We start from the raw sequence: 15,647 nt of genomic DNA on the forward strand, positions 1-15,647 counted from the left end.
TTTGACCTGCTAGCAGCCGCAGGCGGCCAGCTCGGAGGCGAAGTCGTCCAGGACGCCCTCGGCCGCCGCCTCGCTGCCGGTGCTCTTGTCGGCCACCACGGCGAAGGCCAGCAACCGTCCGTCGGCGGTCACCACCGTGCCGGCGAGGGCGTGCACGCCCAGCAGGGTGCCGGTCTTGGCCCGCACGGTGCCCGGCGCGGTGGCCGGGTCGGCGTCGCCGCGATCGGCGAGGGTGCCGTCGTACCCCGCGACGGGCAGCCCGGAGAGCAGCGACGACGCCTCGCCCAGGCTGCCGTCCGCCGCCCCGGTGACGACGTCGGCCAGCACGTCGGCGGTGACGACGTCCTCCCGGGACAGGCCGCTGCCGTCGGCGAGCGTCACGCCGGAGACGTCCAGGCCCGCCTCCTTCAGTGCGGCGACCACCGCCTTGCCGGCGCCCTCGAAGGTCGCGGGCTGCTTGCGGGCGATCGCGACCTGCCGGGCCAGGGCCTCGGCGAGCATGTTGTCGGACATGGACAGCGCCTGCTCCACCAGGCGGGCGACCGGCGCCGACTGCACGGTGCCGAGCGTCTTCGCGCCCGCGGGGGCCTGCCCGAGGACGACGGTCGCGTTCGGGGCGCCGAGTGCGTCGGCCAGCGCGGCACCGGCGTCCAGCCCGGGCTGACCGCTGCGTGCCGTGGAGCCGGGGCTGACCCGGGCGCCGTCCACGGCGGTGGCCGTGACCGGGGCGGCGTAGCTGGAGGGGGCGTCCGCCGGTCCCCAGCCGCTCGCGGTCAGGGGCCCGGTGTAGAGGGAGCTGTCGACGACGACGCGGGTGACCGCGGTGCCGGCGGGCAGCGCGCCCACGACCTGGGTGGCGAGGTCCGCGACCGTGGGCGCTCCGGGGTAGGTGCGCGAGGGCGTGGTGCGGGAGAGCGTGACGTCACCACCGCCGACCAGCACGACCTCACCGGGGGTCGCGCCGCTGACGACCGTCGTCGCGAACGTGTCGGACGGGTCGAGCGTGGTGAGCGCCGCGACCGCGGTGAGCAGCTTCGCCGTGGACGCCGGGGTCACCGGGGCGTCGGGCTGCTGCTGGAAGAGCACGTCGCCGGTGGCCACGTCGACGACCTGCGCGCTGGCGCCGCTGCCGAGCGCGGAGCCGGTGACCAGCGGCGTCAGGCGGGAGCGGAGGACGTCGGCCTCCGGGGTGGGCGCATCGCTCGCCAGACCGGCGAGCACCGGCTTCACGGGACCGAGCTCGGGCAGCTTCGCGTCGGGGACGGGCGCGGCCTCCGTGCCGGGGGCGTCGTCGCCGCCCATCGAGACGCCCAGTCCGATGCCGCCGCCGACGAGCAGCAGGACGAGCGCGACGACGGCGATCGTCATGCGCCGACGGAACCGCCCGTAGTTCGCGGTGATGACCGTCGATCCACCCGACGTCATGCTCTCAACCCCCCAGAGGGGGGCCTCTGCCGACCGGATCGGCCCCCGTGGGCCACACTACGTTCGTGCAGTTCGACGTGACGGTAGAAATCCCGAAGGGCCAGCGGAACAAGTACGAGCTGGACCATGAGACCGGACGCATCCGCTTGGACCGGATGCTGTTCACCTCCACCCGCTATCCGGCGGACTACGGCTACATCGAGAACACCCTGGGGCAGGACGGCGACCCGCTCGACGCCCTGGTGATCCTCGAGGAGCCCACGTTCCCGGGATGCCTGGTGACCTGCCGGGCCATCGGCATGTTCCGCATGACCGACGAGGCCGGCGGGGACGACAAGGTCCTCTGCGTCCCGGCGACGGACCCGCGGGTGGCCCACCTCAAGGAGATCGACGACGTGTCGGAGTTCGACCGTCTCGAGATCCAGCACTTCTTCGAGACCTACAAGGACCTCGAGCCGGGCAAGTCGGTCGAGGGTGCCGAGTGGGTCGGCCGCGCGGAGGCCGAGGCCGAGATCGAGGCCTCCATCCAGCGGGCGAAGGACAACTCCACGCACCACTGATCGACACCCGGTCCTCCGGGCCGGGCGCCGACCGCACCGACGGCGGCACGTCTCGACGACGTGCCGCCGTCAGCCGTTCCCAGGGGAGGGCTGCTCGCGGCCCGATGGCGCCCGCGTGCGCACGAGCGCGGCCTCCCGGGAACGACAGCGGGCCCGTCCTGGTGGACGGGCCCGGCGTGTGGAGAGCCGCCTGTCGGAATCGAACCGACGACCTTCTCATTACGAGTGAGATGCTCTACCGACTGAGCTAAGGCGGCGAACTGCCCGCACAGCCTACGACACCGGGTCGCGGGGCTCGCGCAGGGGCAGGCGGTGTCAGGACGGCAGGCGGAGCGCCACGGTGAGCGCCTCCAGCGCCACCTGCGGCTTCACGTTCTGCTCCAGCGCGCGACGGCAGTCCAGGATCGCGTCGATCCGGCGCAGCGCCCCCTCGGCGCCGACGCGCCGGGCCAGCTCCTCGGCGTCGGACCGCCGGTCGGGATGGTTCAGCTGCGGCGCCGCGGCACCGGTCGCGTGCAGCACCAGGGCGTCCCGGTAGAGCCCGGCCAGGTCGACCAGCGCCCGGTCCAGGCTGTCGCGGCCGATGCGGGTGGCCCGCGACTTCTGCCGCTTCTCCAGCTCCTTGAGCTGGCCGGCCCCGCCGCGCGACGCGGCCACACCGGGCCCGCGCGCGCCGACGCCGAGGCTGTTCTTCAACGCCTCGGTCTCTGCGCTGTCCAGAGCCTCGGTGGCGGCGTCGGTCTCCTCCTGCGCGGCACCGACCAGGTCGTCGGCGGCGTCGAGGCAGGCGGCCAGCGAGACCAGCCGCAGCGGCACGTCCAGGACCGCCTTGCGGGCCATGCGGGCGTCCTCGTCGCGGGCGAGCCGGCGGGCCCGGCCCACGTGCCCGCCGGAGGCCGCGGCCGACCAGGCGGCCAGCGCCGGGTCCACGCCGTCACGGCGGACGAGCACCTCGGCGATGTCGTCGACCCGTGGCGTGCGCAGGCCCACGACCCGGCACCGGGAGCGGATGGTGACCGGGACGTCGTCGGGATGCAGGCTCGGGGCGCAGAGCAGGAACACCGTGCGCGGCGGCGGCTCCTCGATCATCTTGAGGACGGCGTTGGAGGCCGACTCGGTCATCCGGTCGGCGTCCTCGACGAGCACGACCTGCCAGCGCCCACCGGAGGGCGCGCGTCCCGCGACCCGGATCAGGCCCCGCGCCTCCGCGGCGCCGATCGAGAGGCCGTCGGGGACGATGACGTGCACGTCGGCGTGCGTGCCGGCCAGCACGGTGCGGCACTCGTGGCAGGTGCCGTCACCGCCGTCCGGGCACTGCAGCGCGGCGGCGAAGGCGCGGGCGGCCACGGAGCGGCCGGAACCGGGCGGGCCGGTGAAGAGCCAGGAGTGGGTCATGGCCGCGGGGTCGGCCACGGCGGCGCGCAGCTCCTCGACGACCGCCGGCTGGCCGATCACCTGCGCCCACACGCCCTCGGCGGGCGCCGTCACCGCCGACGTCACGGGTGCAGCTGCGGGGTCGTGCCGGTCTGCGCGTGCGGGTGGTGCGTGGCCGTGGCCAGCTCCTGCTCGCGCCGTCGCGGGGACGCCGGAGCGCCGGCCGGCACCGGGAGCGTCTGCAGGGGCAGCCCGGACAGGAGGTCGGCCACCCGCACCCGGATCTCCGCCGCGATCTCGTCAGGGCTGCGGCGCGCGTCGATCACCAGGTAGCGGTCCGGCGCTGCCTCGGCCAGGGTCCGGAAGGTCTGCCGCACCCGCTGGTGGAAGTCGAGGGACTCGGACTCCAGCCGGTCCGCCGCCGCCCGGCCGCGGGCCCGGGCCAGGCCCACCTCGGGCGGCAGGTCGAGCAGGATCGTCAGGTCGGGCTGCAGACCCTGGGTCGCCCACCGGGAGAGCATCCGGACGTCGTCGAGCGGGATGGTCCGCCCCGCCCCCTGGTAGGCCAGCGAGCTGTCCACGAACCGGTCGGTGATGACGACCTCGCCGGCGTCGAGCGCGGGGCGGAGCACCTCGTGCACGTGCTGGGCCCGGTCGGCGGCGTACAGCATCGCCTCCGCCCGCGGGGCGATGCTGGTCTGCGCCTTGTCCAGGACGACCGACCGGATGACGGCGCCCGGCGCGGTGGCTCCCGGCTCGAAGGTCTTGCGGGCCACCAGTCCCTCGTCGGTGAGCCACTCCTGCAGCCGGCGCACCTGGGTGGACTTCCCGGCACCCTCCCCGCCCTCGAACGCGATCAGCACCCCGCCGCCGGCCAGCCGCCGACGGGCGGTGGTGTCGCGGCGCAGCGCGGTGACGACGTCGGCGATCAGCGGGACCGGCCGGCCGTCGTCCATCTGCCGGTAGGCGAGCACCCCGACGCCGAGCGCGAGCAGTCCTGCGCCGAAGAGCATCAGGCGCTCGCCGGTGACGGTGAAGGCCACCTCGCCCAGGTGGATCGTGTGCCGCCGCAGCAGGCCGACCCCGAAGGGCACGACGGCCAGCGAGACGATCAGCGCGGCCCTGACCAGCGACTGGACGAGGGCGAACGTCCGGCCGCGGATCGCGTCGTCGATCTCGGTGCCGAGCAGGGTGAAGCCGGCGAGGTAGGCGATGCCGGCGAAGAAGCCCATGGCGACGACGAGCAGCAGCGCCAGCCACAGCGTGAACGTCCAGGCCAGCAGCAGCAACGCCCCGCCGGCACCGACGATGGCCACGCCGAAGAGCCGTTCGCGGGAGAGGTCGCGAGCCACGCTCGGGCCGAGGGCGATGCCGATGCCCAGGCCGATGAAGACGGCGCCGAACAGCAGGCCGTACGCCGCCGCGCCGCCGCCGACCGACCTGGCGAATGCCTGCGCCGTGGCGATCACCACGCCGGCGGCGACGAACGCGCCGGTGATGCCGACGACCAGCCCGCGCACCAGCGGGGTGTGCCCGGCGAAGGAGAAACCGCTGGTCAGGGACTTGAGGAAGCTCTCCTGGCCGGCCACGGCCCCGGCGGCGCGGCGGCCGCTGATCGAGGGCAGGTTCCAGATGACGACGGCAGCGACCAGGAAGGTCAGCGCGTTCACGTAGAGCGCCAGGTCCTCCTGGCCCACGTTCGGGAGCACCTCCCCGCTGCGGCCACCGACGGTGTTCAGCACCGCGAAGACGATGGCGGCGAGCACCGGGGTGAACCCGTACGTGGTGACCAGGGACAGCTGGTTGGCCGGCTCCATCTGGTCCTTGCGCAGCATGTTCGGGACCGCGGCGTCCTTCGCCGGGATCCAGAACAGGCTGATCGCCTCGATGAGGAACTGGGCGACGAACAGCCAGACGAGATCGCCGACGATCGGGATCGAGGCGAACAGGCCGAACCGGAGGACGTCAGAGACGACCATCGTCTTGCGCCGGTCGAACCGGTCCGCGAAGGCCCCGGCCAGCGGGCCCAGCACGATGGCCGGGAGCAGCCGGAACGCGAGCACGCCGCCGAGGGCGAAGTTGGCCGCGTAGCCGTCGACCAGCGTCGTCGCGGTCGCGGTGATGGCGAGCAGGCCGAGCCAGTCGCCGAAGCTCGACAGGGCCATCGACATCCAGAGCTTGCGGAAGTCGCGGACGCGCAGCACGGCGCGGATCTTGGCCACGAGCCCGACCGCACCGGCGCCGTCGGGGTGCTCGGCGGAATCCTCGGTCAGCTCGCCCAGCGGCGCGGCGGCATCCGGCGGGACCGGCGTCCCGGCCGGCGGCAGCCCGTCACCCGCTGCGGGCCCGGCCACGGGGGCACCACCCTCGGACCCCTCGTTCGGGGGCACCGGTGGCGTCGGGTCGGCCGGAATCGCGAGCTCCTCGGGTCGATGGTCACCGGGACGGAGCAGGCCCCGGCGGGGCAACGGTACCGGGCGGTCGTGACGATTCAGGGCGTTCGTCGCCCGCGAGGGGCAAACGGTCACCCATGGGTCACCCTCCGCCTAGCGTTGGTGACGTGACGCCGACGAGCGATGCCTGGCAGCCCGGCAACTACCTGCGGTTCGCCGGGGAGCGGGCCCGACCGTTCGTCGAGCTGATGGCCCGGGTCGACGCCGAGGCGCCGCGCACCGTGGTCGATCTCGGGTGCGGCGAGGGATCGCTGACGGCGTCCCTGGCCGCGCGCTGGCCGGAGGCACGCGTCACCGGGATCGACTCCTCCCCCGAGATGCTGGCCGCCGCGTCGACCGTCCCCGGCGTCCGCTTCGAGCTGGGCGACGTCGCCCGGTGGATGCCCGACGAGCCGGTCGACGTCGTCGTGAGCAACGCCGTCCTGCACTGGGTGCCCGGGCACGCGGAGCTCATGGCGCGCTGGGCCGGGGCGTTGCCGCCCGGCGGGTGGCTCGCCGTCCAGGTGCCGGGCAACTTCCGCGCGCCCACGCATGCGCTGCTCGCCGCGCTGTGCCGCTCCCCCGAGTGGGCCGATCGGCTGGCCGAGGTCGCGCCGGCCCCGGACACCGTCCTCGAGCCGACCGGGTACGCGGAGGTGCTCGCCGGCGCGGGGCTCGTGCCCGACGTCTGGGAGACGACCTACCTGCACGTGCTCACCGGCGAGGACCCGGTGCTCGCCTGGGTCCGCTCGACCGTGCTGCGCCCGGTCCTGGCCCGACTGGCGGACGAGGACGCCGCGCGGTTCACCTCCCGGTACGCAGCCGTGCTGCGGGAGGCCTATCCGCCGCGGCCCGACGGGACGACGCTGCTGCCCTTCCGGCGGGTCTTCGCCGTCGGCGCCCGCCCGGCCTGACGCGGGATCCCGGTCAGCGAGGGGTGAGCCGGTAGGCGTGGGTGCGGTAGGGCAGCTCGAGCTCCTGCCGCCCGCGGGTGTCGGGGTGCTCGGCGAGCAGCTGCCGGATCCCGCCCAGGAACTCCGCGCGGCGGGCGTCGTCCATGAGCGCCACGTAGCTGCGGGTGGCGATGCCGCCGACGACCTCCTCGGGGGCCGCGCGCTGGACGATGCCGGACTCCTGGAGCCGCACCTCGGCGCGGAGTTCCGTGGCGAGACGGTCCACGACCCCCTGGTCGGCCTCGTGCCCGCGGGCCTCGTCGTCGAGGAGCTCCTCGAGGGCGGCGAGCCACGGCACTCGGTCGTCCCGGGTGTTCCAGACCAGACCGACGACCCCGGTGGGCCGCAGCACGCGGCGGAGCTCCCGGGCGGCAGGGACGGGGTCGAACCAGTGGGCGGCCTGGCCGGCCACCACCGCGTCGACCGAGGCGTCCCCGACCGGGAGCGACTCGGCCGTCCCCACCGCCGTCGGGACCGCCGGGAGGCGCGCCTCCAGCTCGGCCAGCATCTCCGGGGAGGGGTCGACCGCCCGCACGCGGTGCCCCTGGTCCAGGACGACCTGGCTGAGCAACCCCGTCCCGGCGCCGACGTCGAGCACGTCGAGGGGGCGGTCCCCGAGCAGGAAGGCCACCGCGTCGGCCGGATAGCCGGGACGCAGCCGCGCGTAGCCGGCGGCGACCGACCCGAACGAGCGCGCGCGAGCCCACATCGCGTCGTCCGGGACGGTCACCGGGTCAGCCGGCCGACACGGGGTCGGCGGCCTTCTTCGCAGTGGTCTTCTTGGCCGCCGTCGTCTTGGCGGTGGTCTTCTTGGCCGCGGTCTTCTTCGCCGTCGTCTTCTTCGCGGCCTTCTTCTTCTTGGCCGGGCCTGCGGCCCGGCGGTCGGCCAGCAGCTCGGCGGCGCGCTCGATGGTGATCGACTCGACGTCGTCGCCCTTGCGCAGGCTGGCGTTGGTCTCGCCGTCGGTCACGTACGGGCCGAACCGGCCCTCGCGCACGGTGACCACGCCCTGGGTGACCGGGTCGGGACCGAGCTCCTTGAGCGGCGCCTTCGCCGCGGCACGGCCGCGCTGCTTGGGCTGGGCGAAGATCGCCAGCGCCTCGTCCAGCGTGGTCGTGAAGAGCTTGTCCTCGCTGTCGAGCGACCGCGAGTCGGTGCCCTTCTTCAGATAGGGCCCGTAGCGGCCGTTCAGCGCCTGGATCTCCTCGCCGTCCGGTGCGGTACCGACGGTCCGGGGCAGGGTCAGCAGCTTGAGCGCGTCCTCGAGGGTGACCGTCTCCGGCGACATCGAGGAGAACAGGCTCGCGGTGCGCGGCGACTCCTTGCTGTCCTCGGGGACGACGGTGGTCACGTACGGGCCGTAACGGCCGGCCTTGACCACGATCGGGTGCCCGGACTCCGGGTCGGTCCCGAGCTCCCGGTCGCCCGAGGGCGCCTCGAGCAGCTCGCGCACCCTCTCGGTGGTCAGCTCGTCGGGCGCGAGGTCCTCGGGGATGCTGACCCGCGCACCCTCCTCGCCGCCGGCCTGCAGGTACGGGCCGTAGCGGCCGACCCGGACCACGACCGGCTTGCCGTCGGGTGAGGTGGCCTGCAGCGGGATCGAGTTGATGCCGCGGGCGTCGATCTCCTCCAGCCGCTGGCCGATGACCTGCTTGAGGCCACCGGACTGCGCGATGGCACCGGCGTGCCGGCCCTCGCCGCCGAAGTAGAACTCGGTCAGCCAGTCGACCCGGCCCAGGGTGCCGCCGGCGATCTCGTCGAGCTCCTCCTCCAGCGAGGCGGTGAAGTCGTAGTCGACGAGCTGCGCGAAGTGCTGCTCCAGCAGGTTGGTGACGGCGAACGCGATGAAGGAGGGCACCAGCGCGTTGCCCTTCTTCCAGACGTACCCGCGGTCCTGGATGGTCTGCATGATCGAGGCGAAGGTCGACGGCCGGCCGATGCCCAGCTCCTCCAGCCGCGCGACCAGGCTCGGCTCGGTGTAGCGCGACGGCGGCTGGGTGGTGTGCCCCTTGGCGTCGAGCGCCTGCGTGTCCAGCTGCTGCCCGCGCTCCAGGCGGGGCAGCCGGCGCTCGGCGTCGTCGCTGCCGTGGTCGTCGTCGCCGTCCTTCTGCGCGCCCTCGTCGCGGGACTCGACGTAGGCGCGGAGGAAGCCGGGGAACGTGATGGTGCGGCCGCTGGCGGTGAACTCCACGGCCTCGTCGGTGCTGCTGCGCCCGGCGAGCCGGACGCTGACCGTCTGGCCCACGGCGTCGGCCATCTGCGAGGCCACCGTGCGCTGCCAGATCAGCTCGTAGAGCCGGAACTCGTCGCGGGCGAGGCCCGAGGCGAGCTGCCCCGGGGTGCGGAAGCTGTCACCGGCGGGACGGATCGCCTCGTGCGCCTCCTGGGCGCCCTTGGCCTTCTTGGCGTAGCGGCGGGCCTCGGCCGGGACGTAGGCGTCGCCGTACAGCTCGCGGGCCTGCTGCCGGGCGGCGTTGATGGCCTCCTGCGACAGGTTCGTCGAGTCTGTACGCATGTAGGTGATGTGGCCGTTCTCGTACAGCCGCTGGGCCACCCGCATGGTCTGCGCCGAGGACCAGCCGAGCTTGCGGCCGGCCTCCATCTGCAGCGTGGAGGTGGTGAAGGGGGCGTACGGACGACGCCGGTAGGGCTTCTCGTCGACCCGGCTGACGGTGACCTGGCGGCCCTCGAGCCGCGCCGCCAGGCCGCGGGCGCCGGCCTCGTCGAGGTGGACGACGTCACCGGTGACGCGACCGGTCGCGGCGTCGAAGTCCTTGCCGGTGGCCACCCGGCTGTCGTCGACGCTGACCAGCTTGGCGCGGACCGTCGTCGGCTCGCCCTCGTCGGCGCCGGCGGCCTTGCCGGGGACGGCGAAGGTGCCCTCCAGCGACCAGTAGTCGGCGGAGTGGAAGTTCATCCGCTCCCGCTCGCGCTCCACGACGATGCGGGTGGCGACGGACTGGACGCGGCCGGCCGAGAGCTTGGGCAGGACCTTCTTCCAGAGGACCGGGCTGACCTCGTAGCCGTAGAGGCGGTCGAGGATGCGGCGGGTCTCCTGGGCGTCGACCAGGTGCGTGTCGAGCTCGCGGGGGTTGGCGACGGCGCGGGCGATCGCCTCGGGGGTGATCTCGTGGAAGACCATCCGGCGCACCGGGACGCGCGGCTTGAGGGTGTCGATGAGGTGCCACGCGATGGCCTCGCCCTCGCGGTCCTCGTCTGTCGCGAGGTAGATCTCGCTGGCGTTCTTGACCAGCTGCTTGAGGCGGGTGACCTGCTGCTTGCGGTCGGGGCTGACCACGTAGAGCGGCTCGAAGGAGTTGTCGACGTCGACCCCGAGGCGCGCCCACGCCGCGCCCTTGTGCTCGGCCGGGACGTCCGCGGCATTGCGGGGGAGGTCGCGGATGTGCCCGACGCTGGCCTCGACGACGTAGCCGCTGCCCAGGTAGCCGGCGATCTTGTTCGCCTTGGTGGGCGACTCGACGATGACCAGCGGCCTGCCGCCGGACGCTGCCGAGCCCCGGCGGGCGGGCGTCGTGGTGGCGCCGTCCGTCGTCGGGTCGGTCTCGGTCTGCGTGGTCTTCGTGGGCACGGGACTCCTGTCGGTGGTGCTGAGATGGTGCGGGCGCGGCGCTCCTGCCCGGGCACGGGAGCCCGGCGCGTCGGCCCCGGGGTCCGGGACCGGTCGGGCGCCACCGCGGAACGCCCCTCGGCGGGCCACGGTAAGCCACCCCTGCACCGGGGCGCCGACCGCGACCCTCCGTGGGCGCGCCGTCACCCCGACCAACGAGGATGCTGCGCCGGTGTTCCCGCAGTCGGTAGTGCACGTCCCGCCAAGGGGTGGGTCGGCATGCACCTCGGGCGCCACCTGGGCGGTTGCCCTTCCACAGTGCCGGCCGCCGTCCACAGCATGCCGGCGGCGGTCCTCCGGACCGCCGTCCGCCGCGAGGATCGCCGCGTGGACCGGTCAGCGAGCGCTGCGTGCCAGGGCACCCTCGTCCGCGGTCGTGTCCCCCACCACGACGGAGCGGCGCTTGGACACCACGACCGCGGCGACGATGACCGCCAGCGCCGCCAGCGCCACGGCGACCCGGACGCCGGTGTTCGCGTCCTCCCCCACCGACAGCCCGACGACCGCCGGCGCGATGAGGAGCGCCACCAGGTTCATCACCTTGATCAGCGGGTTGATCGCCGGGCCGGCGGTGTCCTTGAACGGGTCGCCCACCGTGTCGCCGATGACGGTCGCCGCGTGGGCCTCGCTGCCCTTCCCGCCGTGCTCGCCGTCCTCCACCATCTTCTTGGCGTTGTCCCAGGCGCCGCCGGAGTTGGCCAGGAAGACCGCCATGAGGGTCCCTGCCGCGATCGCGCCCACCAGGTAGGCGGCCAGCGGGCCGATGCCGAGCCCGAAGCCCACGGCCACCGGCGCGAGGACCGCCAGCAGGCCCGGCGTGGCCAGCTCCCGCAGCGAGTCCTTGGTGCAGATGTCCACGACCGCGCCGTAGTCGGGTCGCTCGGCGAAGGTCATGATCCCGGGATGGGTGCGGAACTGCTCCCGCACCTCGAACACGACCCGCCCCGCCGCGCGCGACACCGCGCTGATGGCGAGGCCGGAGAAGAGGAACACCACGGCCGCGCCGAGCACCGCGCCGACGACGTTGTTCGGGTTCACCAGGCTGAACGCGTCGCCCAGCGAGGCGCCCGCCTCGTCGAGGGCGACCCCGACCTGCGCGTTGTAGGAGCCGAAGAGGGCGGTGGCGGCCAGGACGGCGGTCGCGATGGCGATGCCCTTGGTGATCGCCTTGGTGGTGTTGCCGACGGCGTCGAGGTCGGTCAGCACCCGCGCGCCGTCGCCGTCGATGTCGCCGGACATCTCGGCGATCCCCTGCGCGTTGTCGCTGACCGGCCCGAAGGTGTCCATGGAGACGATGACCCCGGCGGTGGTGAGCAGCCCGCAGCCGGCGAGCGCGACGGCGTAGAGGGCCGCTCCGCCACCGATGAGGAAGGCGCCGTAGACCCCGGCCCCGATCAGCGCCGCGGCGTACACCGCCGACTCCAACCCGAGCGAGATGCCGGAGAGGATGACCGTCGCGGGGCCGGTCAGCGAGCTGCGACCCACATCCCGGACGGGCTTGCGGCTGGTCTCGGTGAAGTAGCCGGTGAGCTGCTGGATCGCCGCGGCGAGCACGACGCCGACGAGGACCGCGACGAAGCCGAGCACCTGCGGGCTGACCGGCAGGTCGTCGGTGGCGTCGCCCACGCCCGGCAGCACGGTGAAGGCCGCGGCCGCGACCAGCAGCAGGGAGACGACGGCGGAGACGAAGAACCCACGGTTGATCGGAGCCAGGCCGCTGCCGTCGCCGGCGCCGGGGCGGGTCGCCAGGATCCCGGCCACGGAGGCGATGACGCCGATCGCGGCGACCACCAGCGGGAAGACCATGCCCACCGAGCCGAAGAAGACCTGCCCGAGGATCAGCGCGGCGACCAGGGTGACGGCGTAGGACTCGAAGAGGTCGGCGGCCATCCCGGCGCAGTCCCCGACGTTGTCGCCCACGTTGTCGGCGATGGTCGCGGCGTTGCGGGGGTCGTCCTCCGGGATGCCCGCCTCGACCTTGCCCACGAGGTCCGCCCCGACGTCGGCGGCCTTGGTGAAGATGCCACCGCCGACGCGCATGAACATCGCCAGCAACGCCCCGCCGAAGCCGAAGCCCTCGAGCACGACCGGCGCGGTCTCGTCGAAGAGCAGGAGGGCCAGCGCCGCGCCGAAGAGCCCCAGCCCGACCGTGATCATCCCGCACACCCCGCCCGTGCGGTACGCGATGCGGAAGGCCGGCTGGTAGCCACCGTCGCGGGCCGCGGCGGCCACCCGGACGTTGCCGCGGGTGGCCAGCGTCATCCCGATGAAGCCGACCAGCGCCGAGAAGGTGGCCCCGACGAGGAAGAAGACCGCGCGCCCGACCCGCGTGCCCCACCCGCCGTCGGCCACCGGCAGCACGAGCAGCAGCACGAACACGATGACGGCGAACAGCCCCAGGGTCCGGAACTGCCGTCGCAGATAGGCCGCCGCGCCCTCCTGCACCGCTCGGGCGATGTCCTGCATCTTCTCCGTACCCTGCCCCGCGGCCGTGACGGCCCGGACCAGGTACGCGGCGAAGCCCAGGGCCGCCAGGGAGATGGCGAGGATGACGGCGACCAGCGCCGTCTCCCCGCCGGACAGGGAGCTGTCGGGCATGGGTCCTCCAGGCGTCGGCGGCCGCCCGGGTGGCGCCGTTGCTCCCCGGTACGGCGGAGGTCGGCGTCCCGATGCCGGTCGCTCCCGGCCGCGGGACGGCGCGAAGTGTAAGCCAGATCACACTCTGGGTGGCCGCTTCGCGCGCTCCTTCCCCGACCGGCCACCGGCACCTTGCGCCGGGGTGTGACAGTGGACCCCGTGACCACGCTCCACCCGGTCCGGTCGGCTCCCCCTCCCGGCACGGACGACCGGTCCGAGGGCGGCGCGGTCCCGCCCGGCGGGGAGCTCCTCGAGGCTCTGCTCGCGGGTACGGCGGAGGACGAGCAGCCGGTCACGCACGTGCACCACCTGCCGGTGCGCGAGAGCCGTACCGCCGACTGGCCGGAGTGGGTCGAGCCGGGGCTGCGCGAGCGGCTCGTGGCCCGGGGTGTGCGGGCGCCGTACTCCCACCAGGTCGCCGCCGCGCAGACCGCGCGCGACGGGCGGCACGTCGTCGTGGCCACGGGCACCGCGTCGGGCAAGTCGCTGGCCTACCAGCTCCCGGCGCTCACGAAGCTGGCCGAGGACCCGCGGGCCTGCGTCCTCTACCTGGCGCCGACCAAGGCGCTGGCCCGCGACCAGCTGGCCTCGGTCGCGGAGCTCGCCGACCCTTCGGTGCGGCCCGCGCCCTACGACGGCGACACCCCCGCCGAGGAGCGCGACTGGGTCCGGCGGCACTCGCGCTGGATCGTGACGAACCCCGACATGCTGCACCGCGGGATCCTGCCGGCCCACCAGCGCTGGTCGAGCACGCTGCGCCGGGTGGCCTACGTGGTGATCGACGAGTGCCACGCCTACCGCGGGGTGTTCGGGTCGCACGTGGGCCACGTGCTGCGCCGGCTGCGGCGGATCTGCCGCCGCTACGGCGCCGACCCGGTCTTCGTCCTCGCCTCCGCGACCGTCGCCGATCCCGCTGCGGCCGCCACCCGGCTGGTCGGCGAGGACGTCGTCGCCGTGACCGACGACGGGTCGCCCCGCCCCGGTGCCACCTTCGCGCTCTGGGAGCCGCCGCTGACTGAGCGGACCGGCGAGCACGGGGCGCCGCTGCGCCGGTCGGCCGCCGCCGACGCCGCCGGGCTGCTGGCCGACCTGGTCGAGCGGGGCGCGCGCACCCTGGCCTTCGTGCGCTCCCGCCGCAGCGCGGAGTCGGTGGCCGACCAGGCCCGACGTCTGCTGCAGGACCGGGGGCGGGGCGACCTCGCCCGCCGGGTGGACTCCTACCGCGGCGGCTACCTGCCCGAGGAGCGGCGTGAGCTGGAGCGGGCGCTCTCGACCGGTGACCTGCTCGGCGTGGCCACCACCAACGCCCTGGAGCTCGGCATCGACATCGCCGGCCTGGACGCGGTGGTGCTCGCCGGCTACCCCGGCACGCTGGCCTCGCTGTGGCAGCAGGCCGGTCGCGCGGGGCGGGCGCAGCGGGAGTCGCTGGTGGTGTTCGTGGCCCGTGACGACCCGCTGGACCACTACCTCGCCCACCACCCGCGCGCGGTGTTCGGCCGGCCGATCGAGGCCACCGTCACCGACCCCGCCAACCCCTACGTGCTCGGGCCCCAGCTCTGCTGCGCGGCCTCGGAGCTCCCGCTGCGACCGGAGGACCTGGCCGACTTCGGCGGTGCGGTCGCCGAGGCGCAGATCGAGGAGCTGGTCGAGGCCGGGCAGCTGCGCCGGCGTCCGACCGGCTGGTACTGGACCGGGCGGGGCCGACCCGACGTCGACATCCGGGGCAGCGGCGACGAGCCGGTCGCGATCATCGAGGCCGACACCGGACGGCTGCTCGGCACTGTCGACGGCGGGGCGGCGCACGCCACGGTGCACGACGGCGCCCTCTACGTGCACCGCGGCGAGACGTTCGTCGTCGACGAGTTCGACGTCGAGGACGCGTGCGCGGTGGTGCACCCGGAGAGCCCGGACTGGACGACGGTCGCCCGTGACGTGACCGACCTGTCGATCGTCTCGATCGAGCAGACCAGGCCTCTGGGCGCGGTCACCGCCCACACCGGCGTGGTCGACGTGACCAACCAGGTGGTGGCCTACCAGCGGCGACGGCTCGGCACCGGCGAGGTGCTGGCCGAGTTCCCGCTGGACCTGCCCGCCCGCCAGCTGCGCACCAAGGCGGTCTGGCTGACGCTGGACCACCGCGCGGTGGAGCGGGCCGACGTCGACGACGCCGCGCTGCCGGGCTCGCTGCACGCCGCCGAGCACGCGGCGATCGGCATCCTGCCGCTGCTGGCCACCTGCGACCGCTGGGACCTCGGCGGGCTCTCGACCGCGCTGCACCCCGACACCGGGACGGCGGCGATCTTCGTCTACGACGGCCACCCCGGCGGCGCGGGCTTCTCCGAGCGCGGGTATGCCGCTCTCCGCCGATGGCTGCAGGCGACCCGGGCGACCGTGGCCAGCTGCGAGTGCGAGAGCGGCTGCCCCTCCTGCGTGCAGTCGCCCAAGTGCGGCAACGGCAACGACCCGCTGGACAAGGCGGGTGCGGTCCGGGTGCTGGACGCCGTCCTCGACGAGCTGGCCGCCGCCGAGGCGAGCACCCGGAACGTGGTCGCTGACGTCGAGCCGGCCGAGCAGCCCGCAACGAGCGCGGACCACCCGACCGCCGACGAGGACGAGGACGAGCTCGTCTTCTGACGG

Annotated in this window: 9 protein-coding genes and 1 tRNA gene; 3 read left to right on the forward strand and 7 right to left on the reverse strand. The window is 74.3% G+C overall.

Annotated features, from left to right (window positions below):
- Positions 1–9: 9 nt before the first annotated feature.
- Positions 10–1,425 carry a D-alanyl-D-alanine carboxypeptidase/D-alanyl-D-alanine-endopeptidase gene (gene dacB / locus DQ237_RS09585; protein ID WP_113799589.1) on the reverse strand — a complete coding sequence of 472 codons (1,416 nt, stop codon included), beginning with the start codon at positions 1,423–1,425 and terminating at the stop codon, positions 10–12.
- Between the two features lie 65 nt (positions 1,426–1,490).
- Between dacB and DQ237_RS09590 the strand changes: the two genes are divergently transcribed.
- A complete protein-coding gene (locus DQ237_RS09590) occupies positions 1,491–1,985 on the forward strand; it encodes an inorganic diphosphatase (RefSeq protein ID WP_166509559.1) in 495 nt (164 codons plus the stop codon).
- Between the two features lie 184 nt (positions 1,986–2,169).
- Here the strand turns inward: DQ237_RS09590 and DQ237_RS09595 are convergent.
- From DQ237_RS09595 to tmk, 3 genes are all read right to left on the reverse strand, one after another.
- Positions 2,170–2,242, reverse strand: a tRNA-Thr gene (locus tag DQ237_RS09595).
- A gap of 58 nt (positions 2,243–2,300) precedes the next feature.
- On the reverse strand, positions 2,301–3,485 hold the full coding sequence (locus DQ237_RS09600) for a DNA polymerase III subunit delta' (RefSeq protein ID WP_113799592.1): 1,185 nt from the start codon (positions 3,483–3,485) through the stop codon (positions 2,301–2,303).
- A complete protein-coding gene (gene tmk / locus DQ237_RS09605) occupies positions 3,482–5,713 on the reverse strand; it encodes a dTMP kinase (protein ID WP_113800062.1) in 2,232 nt (743 codons plus the stop codon). The genes DQ237_RS09600 and tmk overlap by 4 nt, the downstream gene beginning before the upstream one ends.
- A 206-nt stretch (positions 5,714–5,919) precedes the next feature.
- Here tmk and DQ237_RS09610 point away from each other — a divergent pair, with 206 nt between their 5' ends.
- Complete coding sequence (locus DQ237_RS09610) at positions 5,920–6,705, forward strand: trans-aconitate 2-methyltransferase (protein WP_240619538.1); 786 nt, start codon at positions 5,920–5,922, stop codon at positions 6,703–6,705.
- 13 nt (positions 6,706–6,718) lie between these two features.
- Here DQ237_RS09610 and DQ237_RS09615 read toward each other — a convergent pair whose 3' ends face one another.
- The 3 genes from DQ237_RS09615 to DQ237_RS09625 form a co-directional block, all read right to left on the reverse strand.
- The gene (locus tag DQ237_RS09615) at positions 6,719–7,474 is read right to left on the reverse strand and encodes a class I SAM-dependent methyltransferase (RefSeq protein ID WP_240619539.1); all 756 of its coding nucleotides are present in this window, start codon (positions 7,472–7,474) and stop codon (positions 6,719–6,721) included.
- A 4-nt stretch (positions 7,475–7,478) separates the two neighbouring features.
- Positions 7,479–10,334, reverse strand: coding sequence for a type I DNA topoisomerase (gene topA, locus DQ237_RS09620; protein ID WP_113799596.1), 2,856 nt, complete (start codon positions 10,332–10,334; stop codon positions 7,479–7,481).
- 375 nt (positions 10,335–10,709) lie between these two features.
- Positions 10,710–12,971 (reverse strand): sodium-translocating pyrophosphatase, encoded by a 2,262-nt coding sequence (locus DQ237_RS09625; RefSeq protein WP_113799598.1) that lies wholly within the window; start codon positions 12,969–12,971, stop codon positions 10,710–10,712.
- A gap of 198 nt (positions 12,972–13,169) precedes the next feature.
- Here DQ237_RS09625 and DQ237_RS09630 point away from each other — a divergent pair, with 198 nt between their 5' ends.
- Complete coding sequence (locus DQ237_RS09630; protein WP_240619540.1) at positions 13,170–15,644, forward strand: DEAD/DEAH box helicase; 2,475 nt, start codon at positions 13,170–13,172, stop codon at positions 15,642–15,644.
- Positions 15,645–15,647 lie beyond the last annotated feature (3 nt).

The sequence above is a fragment of the Blastococcus sp. TF02-8 genome (assembly GCF_003319175.1).
Taxonomy (GTDB): domain Bacteria; phylum Actinomycetota; class Actinomycetes; order Mycobacteriales; family Geodermatophilaceae; genus Blastococcus.